General features: G+C 71.4%; 15 protein-coding genes. 10 read left to right on the forward strand and 5 right to left on the reverse strand.

Annotation, left to right across the window (positions count from 1 at the left end; all coding sequences use genetic code 11):
* Nucleotides 1–31: 31 nt before the first annotated feature.
* Genes J2S55_RS34570 through J2S55_RS34585 form a run of 4 tightly spaced genes read left to right on the forward strand, consistent with a single transcriptional unit; the run spans nucleotide 32 to nucleotide 5,186 of the window.
* Nucleotides 32–1,618: an ABC transporter substrate-binding protein gene (locus J2S55_RS34570; RefSeq protein ID WP_306869579.1), complete on the forward strand. Its 1,587-nt coding sequence runs from the start codon at nucleotides 32–34 to the stop codon at nucleotides 1,616–1,618.
* On the forward strand, nucleotides 1,619–2,671 hold the full coding sequence (locus J2S55_RS34575; RefSeq protein WP_306869583.1) for an ABC transporter permease: 1,053 nt from the start codon (nucleotides 1,619–1,621) through the stop codon (nucleotides 2,669–2,671). It begins immediately after the preceding gene.
* Nucleotides 2,671–4,497, forward strand: coding sequence for a dipeptide/oligopeptide/nickel ABC transporter permease/ATP-binding protein (locus J2S55_RS34580; protein WP_306869585.1), 1,827 nt, complete (start codon nucleotides 2,671–2,673; stop codon nucleotides 4,495–4,497). The genes J2S55_RS34575 and J2S55_RS34580 overlap by 1 nt, the downstream gene beginning before the upstream one ends.
* Complete coding sequence (locus J2S55_RS34585; protein WP_306869586.1) at nucleotides 4,494–5,186, forward strand: ABC transporter ATP-binding protein; 693 nt, start codon at nucleotides 4,494–4,496, stop codon at nucleotides 5,184–5,186. The genes J2S55_RS34580 and J2S55_RS34585 overlap by 4 nt, the downstream gene beginning before the upstream one ends.
* 204 nt (nucleotides 5,187–5,390) lie before the next feature.
* On the opposite strand, the gene menC is transcribed toward J2S55_RS34585, so the two are convergent.
* The 4 genes from menC to J2S55_RS34605 form a co-directional block, all read right to left on the reverse strand.
* Entirely contained in the window at nucleotides 5,391–6,491 is a 1,101-nt protein-coding gene (gene menC, locus J2S55_RS34590; RefSeq protein ID WP_306869589.1) for an o-succinylbenzoate synthase, read from the reverse strand.
* Nucleotides 6,492–6,663: 172 nt separating this feature from the next.
* Nucleotides 6,664–7,443 carry a GNAT family N-acetyltransferase gene (locus tag J2S55_RS34595; RefSeq protein WP_306869592.1) on the reverse strand — a complete coding sequence of 260 codons (780 nt, stop codon included), beginning with the start codon at nucleotides 7,441–7,443 and terminating at the stop codon, nucleotides 6,664–6,666.
* Complete coding sequence (locus J2S55_RS34600) at nucleotides 7,440–8,561, reverse strand: M20/M25/M40 family metallo-hydrolase (RefSeq protein ID WP_306869594.1); 1,122 nt, start codon at nucleotides 8,559–8,561, stop codon at nucleotides 7,440–7,442. The genes J2S55_RS34595 and J2S55_RS34600 overlap by 4 nt, the downstream gene beginning before the upstream one ends.
* On the reverse strand, nucleotides 8,558–9,595 hold the full coding sequence (locus tag J2S55_RS34605) for a dipeptidase (RefSeq protein WP_306869596.1): 1,038 nt from the start codon (nucleotides 9,593–9,595) through the stop codon (nucleotides 8,558–8,560). Before J2S55_RS34605 ends, J2S55_RS34600 begins: the two co-directional genes overlap by 4 nt.
* Before the next feature lie 372 nt (nucleotides 9,596–9,967).
* Between J2S55_RS34605 and J2S55_RS34610 the strand changes: the two genes are divergently transcribed.
* The 6 genes from J2S55_RS34610 to J2S55_RS34635 are packed head-to-tail and all read left to right on the forward strand — an operon-like array spanning nucleotide 9,968 to nucleotide 16,684.
* Nucleotides 9,968–11,788: an ABC transporter substrate-binding protein gene (locus tag J2S55_RS34610; RefSeq protein WP_306869598.1), complete on the forward strand. Its 1,821-nt coding sequence runs from the start codon at nucleotides 9,968–9,970 to the stop codon at nucleotides 11,786–11,788.
* A gap of 3 nt (nucleotides 11,789–11,791) precedes the next feature.
* Nucleotides 11,792–12,799 (forward strand): ABC transporter permease, encoded by a 1,008-nt coding sequence (locus J2S55_RS34615; protein WP_306869600.1) that lies wholly within the window; start codon nucleotides 11,792–11,794, stop codon nucleotides 12,797–12,799.
* The gene (locus J2S55_RS34620; protein WP_306869603.1) at nucleotides 12,796–13,698 is read left to right on the forward strand and encodes an ABC transporter permease; all 903 of its coding nucleotides are present in this window, start codon (nucleotides 12,796–12,798) and stop codon (nucleotides 13,696–13,698) included. Before J2S55_RS34615 ends, J2S55_RS34620 begins: the two co-directional genes overlap by 4 nt.
* 3 nt (nucleotides 13,699–13,701) lie before the next feature.
* On the forward strand, nucleotides 13,702–14,802 hold the full coding sequence (locus J2S55_RS34625; RefSeq protein ID WP_306869605.1) for an ABC transporter ATP-binding protein: 1,101 nt from the start codon (nucleotides 13,702–13,704) through the stop codon (nucleotides 14,800–14,802).
* Nucleotides 14,799–15,809: an ABC transporter ATP-binding protein gene (locus J2S55_RS34630; RefSeq protein ID WP_306869607.1), complete on the forward strand. Its 1,011-nt coding sequence runs from the start codon at nucleotides 14,799–14,801 to the stop codon at nucleotides 15,807–15,809. Before J2S55_RS34625 ends, J2S55_RS34630 begins: the two co-directional genes overlap by 4 nt.
* A gap of 5 nt (nucleotides 15,810–15,814) precedes the next feature.
* On the forward strand, nucleotides 15,815–16,684 hold the full coding sequence (locus J2S55_RS34635; RefSeq protein ID WP_306869612.1) for a GNAT family N-acetyltransferase: 870 nt from the start codon (nucleotides 15,815–15,817) through the stop codon (nucleotides 16,682–16,684).
* A 10-nt stretch (nucleotides 16,685–16,694) separates the two neighbouring features.
* Here J2S55_RS34635 and J2S55_RS34640 read toward each other — a convergent pair whose 3' ends face one another.
* Nucleotides 16,695–17,837: an exo-beta-N-acetylmuramidase NamZ family protein gene (locus tag J2S55_RS34640; protein ID WP_306869615.1), complete on the reverse strand. Its 1,143-nt coding sequence runs from the start codon at nucleotides 17,835–17,837 to the stop codon at nucleotides 16,695–16,697.
* Nucleotides 17,838–17,856 lie beyond the last annotated feature (19 nt).

Genomic DNA, 17,856 nt, shown 5'->3' on the forward strand with positions numbered 1-17,856 from the left:
GGGGCATCACCCCCACCTTCCTGGAGTCCCGATGAGAAACACAGGAGCGGCGGCCGTGCTCGGCGCCCTCGGCCTGTTCGCGACCGCGTGCGGCGGCGCGGCGGACCCGCCGTCGGGCGGACCCGCCGCCGGCGGCACCTTCACCTTCGCCATCAGTGCCGATCCCGGAGTGCTCGACCCGGCCATGGGCATACTCTCGGTCACCAACGCGGTGCTGTCGCTGGCCTACGACACGCTGGTCCAGATCACGCCCGACGGGAAGATCGTTTCAGGACTGGCCGAGAAGTGGGACGTCAAACCCGACTCGGTGACCTTCACCCTCCGCAAGGACGTCACCTGTTCCGACGGTTCCAAGCTCACCCCCGCCGACGTGGCCGCCAACGTCGACCACATCACCGATCCGGCCACCAAGTCGCCCGTCAACGGCGTGCTGGTCCCCACGGGGATGAAGGCCGAGGCGGACGACGCGGCGGGAACGGTGACGCTCTCGACCCCGAAGCCGTTCAGCTTCATCCTGGAGAGCAGCACGCAGCTGTTCGTGGTCTGCGGCAAGGGGGTCAAGGACCGCTCGGTGGTGGCCCGCGCCACCTCGGGTTCCGGGCCGTACACGCTCACCGAGGCGGTGCCCAGCGACCACTACACCTTCCAGGTCCGTAAGGACTACGTCTGGGGGCCGGACGGCGCCACCACGAAAGAGCCCGGCCTGCCCGCCAAGATCGTGATGAAGGTCGTGCCGAACGAGCAGACCGCCGCCAACCTGCTGATCTCCGGCGGCCTCAACGGCGCGGTCGTCCTCGGCGCCGACCGCGCCCGGCTGGAGGCCACGCCGGGGATCACCAAGATCATCAAAGGCATGGGCAACGGGCAGTTCTTCTACCACCAGGGCGACGACCGCCCCGGCAAGGACCCGGCGGTGCGTAAAGCCCTCACCCAGGCGGTCAACCTCAAGGAACTCGCCGGCATCGCCACCGGCGGCACCGGCCGCCCCGCCACCGGGCTGGTGATGGATCCACGGCCGTGCCAGGGCGACACCGTCACCGGCCACGTCCCGGCCTTCGACGAGGCCGCGGCGGCCGCCGCGCTGGACGCCGCCGGCTGGAAGACCGGCGCCGACGGCATCCGCGCCAAGGACGGCCGGAAGTTGACCCTGCGGCTGGTCTACGCCACCACCAAAGGAACGGGGGTGGAGGCCGCGGCCGAATACCTCGCCGCCGCGTGGAAGAAGGCGGGTGCCGACGTCAAGCTGAACGGCATCATCGATGCCAAGCTCTCGGAGACGCTCAACGCCACCCAGGACTGGGACGTCATCTGGCTGCCCATCGGCGCCCCGTTCCCCAGCCAGCTCGTCGGTTTCCTGTCCGGCCCGGCCGCGCCGAAGGGCGCCAACTTCGCCCACCTGGCCAATACCCGCTACGAGAAGGCGGTGGCCGAGGCCGTGCTCAAGCCGGGCGAGGAGGGCTGCAAGCTCTGGCGGGAGGCGGAGTCGGCGCTGTTCGACAACGCCGACCTGGTGCCCGTGGTGGAGAACACCATGATGGTCGCGGCGAAGAACGCGAAGTTCGACGTGATAGGGAACATGTTCCTGCCGCTGTCCGTCCGGATGACCGAGGCGGGCTGAGTGGCCGGAACCTCTCGTCCCCCCGCCGGTGGCCGCCTGCTCGCCGACCGCGCGTTCTTGAGCCGGATGCTCTCCGCGCGGGCGTTCTCCGGCCGGGCGTCTTCTGGCCGGGTGCGCGGCGCGTTCGTGCTGCGGCACCTCGTCCGGTTCGTGATCTCGCTGGCCGCGCTGCTCGTCGCGTCCTTCGCGATGATCCATCTGATCCCGGGTGACCCGGTGCGCGCGGCGCTCGGCCCCACCGCGCCGGTAGAACTGGTCGCCGCGAGGCGCGCGGCACTCGGGCTGGACCAGCCGATCCTGAGCCAGCTGGCCTCCTATGTCCGCAACGTGCTGGGCGGGCAGTTCGGCACGTCGTTCCTCAGCGGGGAACCGGTCGGCGAGGTCATCGCCGCCCGCCTCCCCAGCACGCTCGCCCTGGCCCTGCTCGCGACGGTCTTCGCCATGCTCGTCGCGGTGCCGCTCGGGATGTGGGCGGGCATCCGCACCGAGAACGGCCGCAACCGGGGCACCGACGCGGCCTTCACCTCGGTGACCGGCACAGCCGTCGCCGTCCCCGAGTTCCTCTACTCCATCGCCCTGGTGGCCGTGTTCGCGATCGGGCTCGGCTGGTTCCCTCCCGCGGGCAAGGGCGGGCCCGTGTCCTATGTGCTGCCGATCCTCGCCCTGGCCATCGCGCCGGCGGCGATGATCGCCCGCATCTCCCGGGCCGAGACACAGCGGGAGCTGGGCAGCGACTACGTGCGCCTGGCACGTGCCAAGCGGCTGCCCGCCGCCCGGCTGTACGTGCGGCACGTCCTGCCCAACACGCTCACCGCGACCCTCACCATGGGAGGGCTGCTGCTCACCGGTCTGATCGCCGGAAGCGTGCTGGTCGAGTACGTCTTCGCGTGGCCGGGGCTGGGCATGCGGATCGTGGAGTCGATCACCCAGAAGGACTATCCGGTCGCCCAGGGCGTGATCCTCGTCTACGGCGTGATCGTGCTCACGGTGAACTTCCTCGTCGACCTGCTGCTCGGCGTGCTCGACCCCACGTCCGCCCTGAAGGAGAGCTGATGCGGCAGCTGCTGCGTACCCCCGCCGGGCTGGCCGGGACCACGCTGGTGGCGCTCATGGTGGGCCTGGCGATCGTCGGGCCGCCGATCTGGGGCGCCGAGGCCCAACGCATCGACCCCGCGGTGATCCTCCAGGGGGCCTCGGCCGCGCATCCGCTCGGCACCGACAACCTGGGCCGCGACATCCTTGCCCGGGTGCTGGTCGCCGGTCGGCTCTCGCTCGGCCTCGCCCTGATGGCCACGCTCATCGGCGCGACCACCGGGATCCTGCTCGGCGCGCTCCCCTCGGTGCTGCCCCGCCGCGCCGCCCGGCTGGTCACCGGTACGGTGAACGCGCTGGTCGCCTTCCCCGGGCTGCTGCTGGCCATGTTCACCGCGGTGATCGCGGGGCTGGGCGCACGAGGCGCCGTGCTGGGCATCGGCGTCGCCATCGCGCCCGGCTTCGCCCGGCTCACCCAGACGCTCGCCGCGTCGGTCGCCGGGGCCGACTACGTGTCGGCCGCCCGCATGCTCGGGGTTCCCCGACGGCTGATCATGACACGCCACGTCCTGCCCAACATCGCCGAGCCGCTGATCCTCAACCTCACCCAGGCGCTGGGCGGCGCGCTGCTCGGGCTCGCCGGCATGTCCTTCCTCGGCCTGGGCGTGCAGCCGCCGTCGTTCGACTGGGGACGGCTGCTCTTCGACGGCTTCAGCCGCATCTACGCCACCCCCGCCGTCGCCCTCGGACCCGCCGCCGCGGTGGCGCTCGCGGGCATCGGATTCAACCTCCTGGGAGACGCCCTGGCGCGCGCCGCGTCGCGCACCGCCGTACCGGCGGGCAAGGCCGTCCCGAGGTCCGCTCCCGCGCCCGGAGAGCTCGGGGAGCCCGATCAGGAGGCGGTCCTGGAGGTGCGGGACCTCACCGTCACCTTCCCCGGGGGCGTGACGCCGGTGCGCGGGGTGTCGCTGACCGTCGCGCCCGGTGAGATCGTCGGCCTGGTGGGGGAGTCGGGCAGCGGCAAGAGCCTGACCGCGTCGGCGATCGGCGGCCTGGTGCCCTACCCGGGCGAGGTGGACGCGGCACGGCTGCGGCTGTGCGGCGCCGACCTCGGTGCGCTGCCGGAACAGCGACGCCGCAAGCTGCTCGGCACGTCGCTGGCGATGGTCTTCCAGGACCCGATGGCCTCGCTCAACCCGGCGCTCAAGGTCGGCGGGCAGCTCGCGGAGGTGGCGACCGTGCACCAGGGCGCGAGCCGCACCGAGGCCAGGACCAGGGCCGTGGACCGGCTCGGGCACGTGCGCATCCCGGAACCCGGCAGACGGGCCCGGCAACACCCGCACGAGCTGTCCGGCGGCATGCGGCAGCGCGTGGTGATCGCGATGGGCCTGATGGGCACGCCACGGCTGATCATCGCCGACGAGCCGACCACCGCACTCGACGTGACCGTGCAGCGGCAGATCCTGCGCCTGCTGCGCGAGGTGACCGACGAGACCGGCGCGGCGACGCTGTTCATCTCCCACGACATCGCCGTCGTCGGGGAGCTGTGTCACCGGGTCGTGGTGATGTACGCGGGCCGGGTGGTCGAGGAGCTGCCGGTCGAGAAGCTGGCCTCCGACGCCGCGCACCCCTACACCCGTGCGCTGGTCGCCTCGCTGCCCGGCATGGACACCGACAGATCCCTGCCGCTGGCCAGCATCTCCGGACGCCAGCCCTCGCCCGCCGAGATCGGCGACGGATGCGCCTTCGCGGACCGCTGCGCCCTCGCGACCGACCGCTGCGCCGAGCGCCCGCCCCTGATTCCGTACGGCGAGGCGCATCGCGTCGCCTGCTGGGAGGCTTCATGATCATCAAGAATCTGACGGTGCGGTTCGGTGCCTTCACCGCCGTCGACGACGTCACGCTGGAGGTCCCGGCCGGGGCGATCGTCGGTCTGGTGGGGGAGTCGGGCTCGGGCAAGTCCACGCTGGCCAGGGCGGTGAGCGGGCTGGTGCCGTACACCGGTGAGATCGTCGGTGGCGATCCGCGGCGGATCCAGATGGTCTTCCAGGATCCCTACGCCTCCCTCGACCCGCGGATGACCGTGGGCGCGTCGGTGGCCGAGGGACTGCGGGTGCCCCGCGCCGCCCGCCAGGGGGAGGTGGAACGGCTGCTGTCGCTGGTGTCGCTGCCGATCTCGCTCGCGGTGCGCTACCCGCGTGAGCTGTCCGGCGGCCAGCGCCAGCGGGTGGCGATCGCCCGGACGCTGGGCGCGGACCCCGAACTGCTGGTCGCCGACGAGATCACCTCCGCCCTGGACGTCTCCGTCCAGGGCGCGGTGCTCAACCTGATCCGCTCGCTGCGCGAGGAACTCGGGCTGTCGATGCTGTTCATCTCGCACAACCTCGCCGTGGTCCGCTACGTCTCCGACGTCGTCGCGGTGATGCACCACGGCAGGCTGGTCGAGGCGGGGCCGACGGAGGAGGTGGTGGGCTCGCCCAAGGAGGCCTACACCCGCTCCCTGATCGAGGCGGTACCCCGCCTCGGACACGCCTGACGGGCGGCCGGCCGGCCGCCCGCATGGGACTTCCCTGTCATCCACCACGGCACCGTCCGCGATGCGGACTTCGACAGCGTCCGGGGCATGGAGCCCACGCTGCCGTGCTCTTCCCCGGCCCGCCTCACTCCGGGACGGGAGGCGTCTCCCCCCGGGTGAGAGGGATCACCTCTCACCCGGGGGGAGACACTCTCGTGTGAGACGTCAGAGGGCGATCCACTCGGTGGAGGTGGTGACCTCGTCCAGGAGGTCGGAGATCGGGTCGATGCCGATGCCGGGGGTGGTGGGCACGTCGAGGTGGCCGTCGCTCAGCTCGAAGGGCGTGGTGATGTCGGTGGCGTAGTAGCGGCGGGAGGCGGAGGTGTCGCCGGGCAGGGTGAAGCCGGGCATCGCGGCCAGGGCGAGGTTGGCGGCGCGGCCGATGCCGGTCTCCAGCATGCCGCCGCACCACAGGGCGACGCCGTGGGCGCGGGCCAGGTCGTGGATGCGGCGGGATTCGAGGTAGCCGCCGACCCTGCCGGGTTTGACGTTGATGATGGAGCAGGAGCCCAGGGTGATCGCGGCGGCGGCGTGGGCGGCCGAGTCGATGGACTCGTCCAGGCAGAGCGGGGTGGTCAGGCGCTTGGCGAGCTGGGCGTGCTGGACCAGGTCGTCGTTGGCCAGGGGCTGTTCGATGAGAAGCAGGTCGAAGTCGTCGAGCTTGGCCAGGTGGGGGGCGTCGGTGAGGGTGTAGGCGGCGTTGGCGTCGACCTGCAGCAGCAGGTCCGGGCCGAAGCGTTCGCGGACGGCGCGGACGGGGGCGACGTCCCAGCCGGGCTCGATCTTGAGTTTGATGCGCAGGTAGCCCTGGGTGATGTAGTCCTCGACGGTGTCGAGGAGCTCGGGCAGGGAGTTCATGATGCCCACCGACACGCCGCAGGGCACCCGGTCGGCGGTGGCGCCGAGGAAGGAGCCCATGGACTGGCCGCCGATGCGGAGCTGGGCGTCCAGGGCGGCGGTCTCCAGGGCGGCCTTGGCCATCGGGTGGCCCTTGAAGGGGCGCAGGGCGTGGTTGACGCGGTGCGCGTCGAGGTGGGCGGGCAGGGCGGGGATCAGGAAGCGGCGCAGGACGTCGGCGGCACCGTCGACGTACTCGGGGGAGTAGAGGGGGTCGGACATGGCCACGCACTCGCCCCAGCCTTCGGCCTCGGGGGTGACGACCCGTACGAGGAGCGCGTCACGTTCGGTCGCGGTGCCGAACGAGGTGCGGAACGGCGCGACCAGCGGCATCGCGATCCGTCGCAGCTCGACTCCAGTGATCTTCATAATGATGTGCGGCTTGCGCCGCTTCTCCCTCCCATGTCGCCGCCGTCAGGCGGACCCGTTCTTCGATTGCCGCGCGGCTCGCGCCGCGCCCTTGTGAGGCCCCGTCGGCCCGGCGGCTCGCTCAGGGGGGTCCTGGGACCCGTGCCGGATCGTCCGCCGCCGGTCGAGGAGGTCAAGCGTTCCGCTCCACGACGTAACAGGACTTGTCGTGGAAGCCGGTGACGCGGGCGCCCTCCCGCAGGAGGCCGCCCAGCACGTCGCGTAGGGCGTGGCGCCACGCCGTGGCCGTGGCGGGGTCGGTGTGGCGCAGCGCCTCGATGTCGGCGGGGACGGCGACCAGCACCGTCCGGCCGTCGGTCCGGCCGGCGACCGGGCGGCCGTCGCGTTCGGACAGCCCGGTCAGCGCGCCCGGCGGGATCGGCGGCCGGCACGGCACGCCCTGCGCGGCGTCCAGAGCGGGCGGCTCGGTCAGCCGCCAGACGGCCAGTACCCGGTCCGACTCGTCCCCGGTGTTGATCGCGTCGCCCATGACGCCGTAGAAGGAGGGCAGGTACTCCTCGGGACGGGCGCCGAGCTTGGCCAGGTTGAAGTGGGCGTTGCGCCGTACCAGCGGGTCGTAGGTCCAGGTGATCCGGTTCAGGTCGCGTTCCAGCGCCCAGGCGCGCTGGTGCAGCTTGAGCGCGAACCCGATGCCGCGCCCGCCGCGGGTTCCGGTGATGTGGGAGTGCAGTACCTGTCCGGCGGGCGTGCCGAGGAAGCCCACCGACGCGCCGACGATCCTGCCGTCCCGGTAGGCCCCGGCCACGTAGTTGCCCGCGTGCGACAGCGCGCGCATCAGCTCGACGGTGATGGGCCGCTTGCCGGGCTCGGGGTTCCAGATGTCGTCGAACAGCCGGACGGCGTCCGCGAACTCCTCGAGGGAGTGCAGTTCGCGGAGCGTCACATCGCTCATCCGAGCACCGCCTGGACCAGGCCGGTCAGCAGCGCCGTACGGCCGGGCATCTCGGCGACGACCACGTGCTCGTGGGCGGCGTGCGCGCCGCCGCCCACGGCGCCGAGGCCGTCGAGGGTGGGGCAGCCGACTCCCGCGGTGAAGTTGCCGTCGGACGCGCCTCCCACGGCCGCTCCTCGCAGCGGCTCCATGCCGAGATCCTTCGCGATCCGGCAGGCCAGCTCGAACAGGCGTGCCGAGGAGGCCTCCTCCAGAGGCGACCGCTCCGGCCCTCCGCCCACCTCCAGCCGGGTCCCGGCGAGCCTGGGGTACAGGGCCCTCATCAGCTCGTCCACCCGGTTCTGCGCCACGAGGGTGGGAACACGCACGTCCACCTCCACGGCGGCGAGCGCGGGCACGGTGTTGACGGTGGTGCCCCCCGACAGCACGGTCGGCGTCACCGTGGCCGGTCCCAGGCCGTCCGGCCCGGCCGGTGCCGCTCCGTCGTTCACCCGGTCGGCGATCCGGGAGACGGCGAGGATCTGGTGGGCGAGTTCGATGGCGGCGTTGGCGCCCTTCTCCGGCTCCAGTCCCGCGTGGGCGGCCCTGCCGTGCACGGTGACCGTGTAGTTGGAGGTGCCCTTGCGCGCGGTCTTGAGGGCGCCGCCGTCGGCGCTGGCCTCCAGCACGAACGTGGCCGCGCAACCGCGTGCCGACTCCTCGATCAGCGTCCGCGAGGTCGGCGAGCCGACCTCCTCGTCCCCGGTGACCAGCACGCACACCCCGTCCAGGGAGGGCAGCGCGGCCAGCGCGTGAAATATCTGCACCAGTCCGGCCTTCATGTCGAAGACCCCCGGCCCGCGGGCGATCCCGTCCACGAGCGACCAGGGATGCGTGGCCAGCGTCCCGATCGGCCAGACCGTGTCGTGGTGGCCGACCAGCAGGACCCGTGGGGTGCCGAAGCTCCACCGCAGGTGGGCGACCCCGCCGATCTCGATGGTCTCCGGACGGGCGCCGAGCCTGCGCAGCCCTTGGTCCGCCACCACCCGGGCGCTGCGGGCCACCGCCTCGTGGTCGGCGGAGAACGACTCGCAGACGACGAGCTCCTCCAGGTCTCCGAGCATGACGTCCAGGTTCACGCCGGCCTGCCCAGCTCGGCGCGGAACAGCCGCCGCACGTTGCCACCGAGGATCTTGAGGATGTCGTCCTCCGGGATGCCCCGTCCGACCAGGGCATCGGTGACCAGGGGCAGACCTCGGGGTCCGTCGAGTCCGGGCAGGACGGCCATGGGGTCGATCTCCCCGTAGCCGAGGTCCTCGCAGCACGGCGGGGTGACGTCCGACAGCACCTCGTGGACGAAGTCGGGGCCCAGGCCGACGTGGTCGATCCCGCCGACGGCCGCGACGTGCTCGATGTGGTCCACCAGCCGCTCGACGGTGAAGTCCGAGGGGTCTTTCGACAGGAAGCTGGGCACGAAGTTGACGCAGATCACGCCGCCGGTCGCGGTGATCGCGCGGATCTGGTCGTCGGTGAGGTTGCGGTGATGGTCGCGCAGGGCGCGGGCCGAGGAGTGGGTGGCCATCACCGGGCGGGTGGCCAGCTCCAGCACGTGCGCCACCCCCGCGGCGCTCAGATGCGACACGTCGAAGATCATGCCCAGGCGTTCCATCTCCCGCACCGCCTCCACCCCGGCTGCGGTGAGCCGGCCGCCGGTGGCCTCCTCGCCGCTGCCGTCGGCCAGCGCGGTGCGGCCCCAGTGCGCGATCGAGGCCACCCGTACGCCCAGCCGGTGCACGGTGGACAGCAGCTCGATGTCGGCGTCCAGGCCCGGGGCGCTCTCCAGCGCCAGCACCAGGGCGATCTTCCCCTCCTGCAGCGCGGCGTCGATCTGGGCGCCGTCGGTGCACAGCCGGACCGCGTCGGCGTTGCCCTCGGCCAGGACGTGCGCGCACTCGATCATGCGTAAGGTCTGCCGCAGCGCCCCCTCGGGCCGGTACTGGTCGTCGATGAAGACCGGCAGCACCTGCAGGTCCACCCCGCCCTCCCGCAACTGCGGCAGCCAGCGCTCACGGAAGAACGATGCCCACCGCCGCGGCGGACGCGCGGCGACCGCCATGAGCAGATCGTTGTGGGTGTCCGCGACGACGGCGCGGCGATGGAGATCAACGGACACGTGCCAACCCTCCAATATGTGATTACCGCGACGGTATGACAGGCCGGAGGTGAGGGAATTCGTCTGTTCTCCTCAAGAGTGGTGGAGTTGTTTGTCCGTTAGGCCAAGACCGGTCCCGACACCCGGGCGGCGAGGCCGATGGTGTCCTGGCGGCTCGGGAGGCGAGACCGATGGTGTTCCGATGGCTCGGAAGGTGAGGCCGACGGCGCCCGGATCGACGCGGAGACGGCGTCAACGGTCGGCGGATGAACGGTGAAGGAAAGTTACAGGATTCTCACAACGTGTGGAGATTATTGACGCGACTCGCCGGCCGACCGTAGGGTCCGGACAACCCCGGGTTCCCGGCCTCGAAAGATCCACACGGAGCGGTTCATGAAGCGACTGGCAGCTGTAGCGGCATTGCTCGGCCTCGCCGCCGTCACGGCGTGCAGCGGCAGTACCGGAGACAAGCCCGCGGCGGGCGGTAGCGGCAGCGGCGGTGGTCTCTACACCACGATCGACGGCCTCAAGCCCGGCCTCGACGTCAACGGCCCGATCAACCCATGGAACCCCAAGGGCAACGCGTTCCTCGGGTTCAACGCCATGCGGATCGCCTGGTCGAAGAACCACCTGACCGACCCGAACCAGTTCTACCCGGGCATCGCGGCGAGCTGGGAGATCGCGCCGGACAACTCCTCGATCACGCTGCACCTGCACCCGGGCAACAAGTGGTCCGACGGCAAGCCGGTCACCGCCGAGGACGTGAAGTTCTCCATCGCCCTGGCCTACACGCAGGGCAGCACCGCCTTCGCGATCGACCCGGGCGCGGCCGGCGCCGCCTCCGAGGTCGAGGTGGTCGACGAGAAGACCGTCAAGATCACCCAGGACATGGACAACCCCAGCGTCACGTTCGTGCGCGGCGTCATGGACAGCTACATCGTGCCCCAGCACGTCTGGGGCAGCGTGCTGCCCGCCGACTTCTGGGACAAGCTGAAGGCCGCCCGCGGCGAGGGGGCCGAGGCCGAGAAGGCCCGCGAGGAGATCACCGCGCTGTCGGAGAAGGTCCTCGCCTTCGCCCCGCCCAAGGACGTCTCCGCCGGCCCGTTCACGCTGGAGCGGATGAACCCGAGCGAGGCGTTGCTGGTCAAGAACAAGAACTTCTACAACGCCGCGAACGTCGGGCCCGACCAGGTCAAGATGCTCAATTACACCGGCAACGAGCAGATCTGGAACTACCTCATCGCCGGCAAGCTCGACAACGCGCCGTTCACCGCCGTGCCCGCCGACGTGATGAAGCGCATCACCACGACCCAGGGCAACGGGGTGGTCAAGGGCTACTCGCCGGTGTCGCTGGGCATGGCCTTCAACCAGTCCAAGAAGCCCTACGACAACGTGCACGTGCGGCGCGGCCTGGCCTACCTGATCAACCGGGACGAGGTCACCAAGATCGCCTCACCGGAGGGCGGCACCCCGGCGGTCACCACCACCGGCATCCACCAGAAGCCCGCCGCGGAGTGGCTCGGCGCCGACCTCGCCGCGCTGGAGCCGTACAAGCTCGACGTGGCCAAGGCCGAGGAGGAGTTCAAGGAGGCGGGGCTGAAGAAGGAGGGCGGCAAGTGGACGCTGCCCGACGGCACGCCGTGGAAGTTCACCGTCAACGTCCCGGCGCCGTTCTCCGACTGGATCTCCGGCGCCAAGGCGGTCACCAGCCAGCTCACCGCGGCCGGGATCGACGCCGAGGTCGTGACCACCGCCGACTACCCGCTCTACCTCAAGGAGCTCGCCGAGGGCAAGTATGACGTCGGGTTCTGGCTGATCGCGCTCGGCCCCGCGCCGTACAACATCTACCAGCGCCTCTACGGTGTCTCCAACGGCTGGTCCATCCTCGGCGGCAAGCTCAAGCACGCCGAGCCCGGCAAGAACGGCAACTGGATGGGCGGCCCGGAGACCATCGAGGTCGACGGGGCCAAGGTCAACCCCGGTGAGCTCACCGCCAAGCTGAACTCCGCCTCCGGCGACGAGCAGAAGAAGATCATCGGCCAGCTCGCCAAGGCGGCCAACCAGGACCTGCCGGTGGTCCAGCTCTGGGACTACGTCAACACCCAGTTCGTCAACACCAACCGCTTCACCGGCTTCCCCGAGAACGACAGCGACCTGCTCCGCCAGCCCTCCGGCGTGTGGATCCAGCTCGGCATGGTCAAGAAGAAGCAGTAACACATGACGATGTTCGCACGAAGGCTCGCGGGTCACCTGGCCCGCGGGCTCGTCATGGTCCTGGTCGTCACCACGGTCAGCTTCTTCGTCATCAGAAGCGTCCCCGGCGACCCCATGGCCGCCCGGTACGAGAAGCTGGTCGAGCAGGGCATGTCCCCCACCGCGGCGCAGCGGGCCGTCGAGGTCCTCTACGGCTTCGCGCCGACCGGCAGCCTGTGGCAGCAGTACGTCGACTACATGTCCGGCCTGCTCCGCCTGGACCTGGGCCAGTCGCTGATGGTGCCGGGCGTGGGCGTGTCGACCGTGCTGTTCTCGGCCGCCAAATGGACCGTTCTCCCGGTGCTGGCGGGCACGCTGCTGAGCTTCCTGATCGGCGTCGTCATGGGGGTCTACGCCGCCATCAGGCGCTCGGGCAGACTCGGCGACGTCCTGGCGATCTCCGGGTCGCTCCTGCACGGCGTCCCCCAGTACGTGCTCGCCCTGCTGCTGGGCGCCGTCTTCACGACGCTGATCCCGATCCTGCCCACGAGCGGCACGGCCGACATCATGTTCGAGCCGGGCTTCAACGCCGGATACATCGGCTCGCTCATCGAGTACGCGACGCTGCCGGTCCTCACCTACGCGCTCGCCTCCTACGGAGGCTGGATCCTGGCGATGAAGTCGAGCGTGGTCACCGTCCTCGGCGACGACTTCATCCTCGCCGCCGAGCTGCGCGGCATCAAGCGCGGCATCGTCTTCCGCTACGTGGCGCGCAACGCGATCCTGCCGCTGTTCACCATCCTGGCCCTGTCACTGGGCATGCTGTTCGGCGGCGCGATCTTCATCGAGCGGATCTTCAACTACCCCGGCCTGGGGCTGATGCTCATCGACGGCATCAACAACCGTGACTACGCCCTGATGGGCGGGGCGTTCCTGCTGATCACCGTGGCGATCGTCGTCGCCAACATCGTGGCGGACCTGTTCTACAGCGTGATCGACCCGCGGGTGCGGAGTGGGGAGGGGGCCCGATGACGGCACCGGTCATCGCCGCGGGCGGCGGCCGCGCGGCCCTGCGGCGCAACTTCTGGCGCGGCGTCTGGCGCGTGCTGAAGCGCAAGCCCAGCCGCATGGTCGGCATGGTCATCGTGCTGGGGTTCGCGTTCATGGGCGTCTTCGGGCCGATGTTCTATCCCGACCCGCTGCCCCGCGACACCGCCGCCCTGTACGCGCCGCCGAGCTGGGAGCACCCCTTCGGCACCGACTTCGAGGGCACCGACGTGCTCGCGCTGCTGGTCACCGGATCGCGGTACGTCCTGCTGACCGCCCTGGTCACCGCCGTCATCACGGTGGTGGTCGGCGCCGCGATCGGGCTGTTCGCCGGGTTCCGGCGCGGGCGCTGGGACACCGTGCTCATGCGGATCACCGACATGAAGCTGACCATCCCCGGCCTGCCGCTGCTGCTGGTGCTGTCGACCATCTGGAAGTTCACCAGCGCCTTGGAGATGGGCCTGGTGCTCGGCCTGCTCGGCTGGGGCGGCGTGGCCCGGGCCGTGCGCTCGCAGACCCTGTCCCTGCGCGAGCGCGGCTTCATCGAGGCGGCCAGGGGGCTCGGCCTGTCCACGACGCACATCATCGGCAGGGAACTGCTGCCCAGCATGGCCCCCTTCGTCGCGATGAACATGCTCATCGCCGTCACCGGCGCCGTCTACGCGCAGGTGGGCCTGTTCTTCCTGGGCGTGCTGCCGTTCGAGGCCAACAACTGGGGCGTGATGCTCAACCTCGCCGTGTTCGGGGGCGGCGCGATGTCCTCGCCCGCCGCGCTGCCGTACCTGATGGCGCCGCTGCTGGCGATCCTGCTGCTCACCCTGGGCATCGTGCTCGTCGTCGACGCCATGGACGAGATCTTCAACCCCCGGCTGCGTGAGGAGTAACGGGTGTCTGTGACCCCTGAGAAGAAGGCGCCGGGAGTGCGCGTCAGCGGCCTGTCCGTCGTCTACCGGACACCGGCCGGCGAGCTTCCCGCGATCTCCGGGATCGACCTGGAACTCGTGTCCGGCACGATCACCGGGGTGGTCGGCGAGTCCGGCTCCGGAAAGTCCACCCTGGCGCTGTCACTGCTCAACGCCGTCCAGTCGCCCGGCAGGATCAGCGCCGGCAGCGTGGAGATCGACGGCCTCGGCGACGTGGTGAGGCTGAGGGGCGAGGAGCTGCGCAAGGCGAGGGGACGGCACATCGGATACGTCTTCCAGGCCGCGCAGAACTCCCTCAACCCCCTCAAGACGGTCGGCAAGCAGCTGCTCGACCTGGGCCGTTCGCACGACGTGGCGGACCTGCGCGGGCTCGTCAGGGACGCCAAGGACCTGCTCGGCCGGATGGGCATGGACGGGGCGCGGGTCCTCGACTCCCACCAGCACGAGCTGTCCGGCGGGATGCGCCAGCGGGTCGGCATCATGCTCGCGCTGGTGCTCAACGCCCACCTCGTCGTGCTCGACGAGCCGACGACCGCGCTCGACATGATCACCCAGGCGACGATCCTGCGGATCGTCCGCGAGGTCCACCAGGAGCGCGGGCTCACCACGCTGGTCATCACCCACGACCTCGGCGTGGTGGCCGAGGTCGCCGACCGGCTGGCCGTCATGTACGGCGGGCAGGTGGTGGAGCAGGGCCCGACCATGGAGGTGCTGAGCGCGCCCCGCCACCCCTACACCCAGGGCCTGCTGCGGGCCATCCCGCGCCTGCTGGGCGACATCGACGAGGCCCGGGCCCTGCCGGGCCGCCCGCCGACGCTGGGCACGATCCCGGCGCAGGGATGCGTGTTCAGGGAACGGTGCGTCCTGCGCATGGACGTCTGCGAGACGGAACGGCCGCCGGTCGTCGTCTCCGGGACGTCGATCGTGGCCTGCCACGCGGTCGAGGCCGGTGCCGGGGCGGCCGCCGGGGACCGGCCGGCCGCCCCGGCACCGGTGGAAGTGCCGGAGGTCGTGGGAGCGCAGAGCGCCACCGGGGTACATGAAGGACGGGGGGAGCAACCGTGATCACGGGGCAGAACATCACGAAGACCTTCAGACAGCGGGGGAGCGTGCTCGCCGGCCGGGAGGTCAAGGCGCTGCGCGGCGTCGACTTCGCCATCGAGAAGGGCGGGGCGGTCTCGTTCATCGGCGAGTCCGGCTGCGGCAAGACGACGCTGGGCCGGATCATCGCCGGCCTGGAGAGCCACGACTCCGGCGAGATCACCATCGACGGCGTCGCCATGTCGTCGCTCAAGCCGCGCCGGCGGCAGCCGTACTTCCGCCGGATCCAGCTCATCCACCAGGACCCCTACTCGGCGCTCAACCCGACCCGCACGATCCACCAGACGCTGAACGCCCCCCTGGCCCTGCGGGCCCGGCAGACCGGCCGTCCGAGCTTGTGGGTGGACGGACGGGCCGAGGAACTGCTGGCGCTGGTCGGGCTCGACCCGGCCTACGTGCTGCCGCGCTACCCCCACCAGCTCTCCGGCGGGATGCGCCAGCGCGTCGTGATCGCCCGCGCGCTCACCGTGGACCCCGAGATGCTCGTCGCCGACGAGGCCGTCTCGATGATCGACGTGTCGCTGCGGCTGGGCATCCTGGCGCTGCTGAAGGACCTGCGCGAGCGGCTCGGGGTGAGCGTGCTGTTCATCACCCACGACGTGGCGACCGCGCGCTACATCGGCGACGACGGCGAACTCTACGTCATCTACCGAGGCCAGGTCGTCGAACGCGGCAACGTGGACACCATCATCTCCGACCCCGTCCACCCCTACACACAGTCGCTGCTGTCGGCCATCCCGGTGCTGCACGGCCTGGAGCGGCCGGGCGAGCAGCCGGTGGTGCCGACCGAGGCACTGAACGAGAGCCACCACGACGCGGGCTGCCTGTTCGCCCGGCGCTGCCCGTTCCGCACCGAGCGCTGCGAGTCCGAGCAGCCGCTGCTCGGCCGGGGAGAGGGCTTCCCGCAGGAGCACGCCTGCTTCCACCCTGAGCGCCGCAGCGTCGTCGCCACCCCCATCGGGCTCGGGTGAGGGCCGTGCGGGCAATCCGCGGGGCCACCGCCGCCGACGCCGCCGCGATCGGCGAGGTCGCCGGGGCTGCGCTCGTCCTCGACGCCGCCGAGGCGCCACGGCTGGTGGCCAGGCTCTCCGACCCGCCCCCGGAGCGCCGCTGGACGGCGCTGGTGACCGACGACCTCGACGCCGTGCTGTTCGCCTCGGTGTCGGCGCGGGACGGCTCCGCCGGGCACATCGACCTGCTGGCCGTGCGCCCCGGCGCCCAGGGCGAGGGGCGCGGGCGGGCGCTGGTCGCCGCGGCCGAGGAGTGGCTGCGGGCCGAGGGGGTCACCGAGGCCCGTTTCGCCGGCAACCCGCCCTGCTACGCCTGGCCGGGCATCGACGTGCGTTACACCGCCGCGGCCTGCCTGGCCGAGAGCCTGGGCTACGAGCGCTACAACGTCGCCTGGAACATGACCGCGGACCTGTCCGCCGACCTGTCCACCGAGGCCGACCTCCTGCGGCTGGCCGACAAGGGCGTCACCGTGCACGCGGCCGGCCCCGGCGAGCGCGCCGCCGTGCTCGACTTCGTCCGGGAGCACTGGAACGACAACTGGGCGTGGGAGGCCGCGCAGGCGAGCGGCTGCCACTACGCCTCCCGGGACGGGCAGATCCTCGGTTTCGCCGCCTGGGGGTCCCGGCCCGCCTGGTTCGGCCCGATGGGCACCGCCCCGGCCGCGCGCGGGCTCGGCGTCGGCCGGGTGCTGCTGCGCCGCTGCCTCGCCGAGCAGCGGGAGGCGGGCCTGGCGAGCGCGCAGATCTCCTGGGTGGGGCCGCTGGGCTTCTACTCCCGGGCGGTCGGCGCGCACGCCGAACGGGTCTTCTGGCTCTACCGCCGCGACCTGCGGTGACGCTCTGATGTCAGGGGTAGAGCAGGGGCCCGCCGTCCAGCCAGGTCTCCGGGGAGACGGGGGGCGGGCACAGGTCCGCCGGGTCCTTGCCCGCGTCCATGGTGTGCCGCAGCGAATCCGAGCCCCAGAGCTGGTCCATGAAGTACGACCTGCCGTCCTCGCTGTGCCAGGCGAAGTCCTCCGGATGGAGCGACCGCGCCAGGTGCAGCATCGACAGGCCGGTCAGCACGGGCCGGAACGCCCCCTGGTCGTGCACGTGGAGCTGGACCCCCCGTACGGCCAGGCCCGCGTGCTTGTGGAAGGTCGGGGTGAACCAGGTGTCGCGGAAGCGCACGCCCGGCAGGCCCAGGCCGTTGAGCCCGGCGGCGAACCTGCCGTCGAGATAGGGGGCGCCGACCAGCTCGAACGGCCTGGTGGTGCCGCGTCCCTCCGACAGGTTCGTGCCCTCGAACAGGCCGGTGCCCGGATAGACCAGCGCGGTCTCCCTGGTCGGCATGTTCACCGAGGGCATCACCCACGGCAGGCCGGTGGCCTCGAAGGGGGTGTCGCGCCGCCAGCCCTCCATGGTGATCACCCGCAGGTCCGCGCCGATCGAGCGGTTGACGTGGACGGCGAGCTCGCCCGCGGTGAGGCCGTGCCGTACCGGGACGGCCGCCCGGCCCACGGGGCCGGCGTAGGCGGGGTCGAGCAGCGGGCCCTCCGCGAGGGTCCCGCCGATGGGGTTGGGCCGGTCGAGCACGGCGAAGCGCAGGCCGAGCCGTGCGGCCGACGCGATGAGGTCGTGCATCGTCCAGACATAGGTGTAGAAACGCGTGCCGACGTCGGAGATGTCGAAGACGAGCGTGTCGACCCCGGAGGACGCCACGAGGTCGTCCAACGGGCCGCCGTCCTTGTCGTAGGTGTCGAAGACCGGCAGCCCGGTCGTGGGGTCGAGACTCTCCTGCCCGCCGAAGCCGGCCTGCGCCGTGCCCCGTATCCCGTGCTCGGGGCTGAACAGCGCCGTCAGCGGCACTCCCGCCGCCCGCAGCGCCGTGGCGCCGGGCGTCAGGTCCGGCAGGACGCCGGTCGGGTTGGTGATCAGGCCGATCCGGTCGCCGTGGAGGAGGCCGGGATCGGCGGCGAGCCGCTCGATTCCGGTGCGTACGTAAGACATGGCTCCATTGTCCGAAGAA

Origin of the sequence: Streptosporangium brasiliense (assembly GCF_030811595.1) — a bacterium.
GTDB classification, from domain to species: Bacteria; Actinomycetota; Actinomycetes; order Streptosporangiales; family Streptosporangiaceae; genus Streptosporangium; species Streptosporangium brasiliense.

Excerpts from the sequence above, each read along its gene's own strand:
- J2S55_RS34570 (WP_306869579.1), top strand. The coding sequence starts at position 32 with ATGAGAAACACAGGAGCGGCGGCCGTGCTCGGCGCCCTCGGCCTGTTC.
- J2S55_RS34580 (WP_306869585.1), top strand. The coding sequence starts at position 2,671 with ATGCGGCAGCTGCTGCGTACCCCCGCCGGGCTGGCCGGGACCACGCTG.
- J2S55_RS34585 (WP_306869586.1), top strand. The coding sequence starts at position 4,494 with ATGATCATCAAGAATCTGACGGTGCGGTTCGGTGCCTTCACCGCCGTC.
- menC (WP_306869589.1), bottom strand. The coding sequence starts at position 6,491 with ATGAAGATCACTGGAGTCGAGCTGCGACGGATCGCGATGCCGCTGGTC.
- J2S55_RS34595 (WP_306869592.1), bottom strand. The coding sequence starts at position 7,443 with ATGAGCGATGTGACGCTCCGCGAACTGCACTCCCTCGAGGAGTTCGCG.
- J2S55_RS34610 (WP_306869598.1), top strand. The coding sequence starts at position 9,968 with ATGAAGCGACTGGCAGCTGTAGCGGCATTGCTCGGCCTCGCCGCCGTC.
- J2S55_RS34615 (WP_306869600.1), top strand. The coding sequence starts at position 11,792 with ATGACGATGTTCGCACGAAGGCTCGCGGGTCACCTGGCCCGCGGGCTC.
- J2S55_RS34620 (WP_306869603.1), top strand. The coding sequence starts at position 12,796 with ATGACGGCACCGGTCATCGCCGCGGGCGGCGGCCGCGCGGCCCTGCGG.
- J2S55_RS34640 (WP_306869615.1), bottom strand. The coding sequence starts at position 17,837 with ATGTCTTACGTACGCACCGGAATCGAGCGGCTCGCCGCCGATCCCGGC.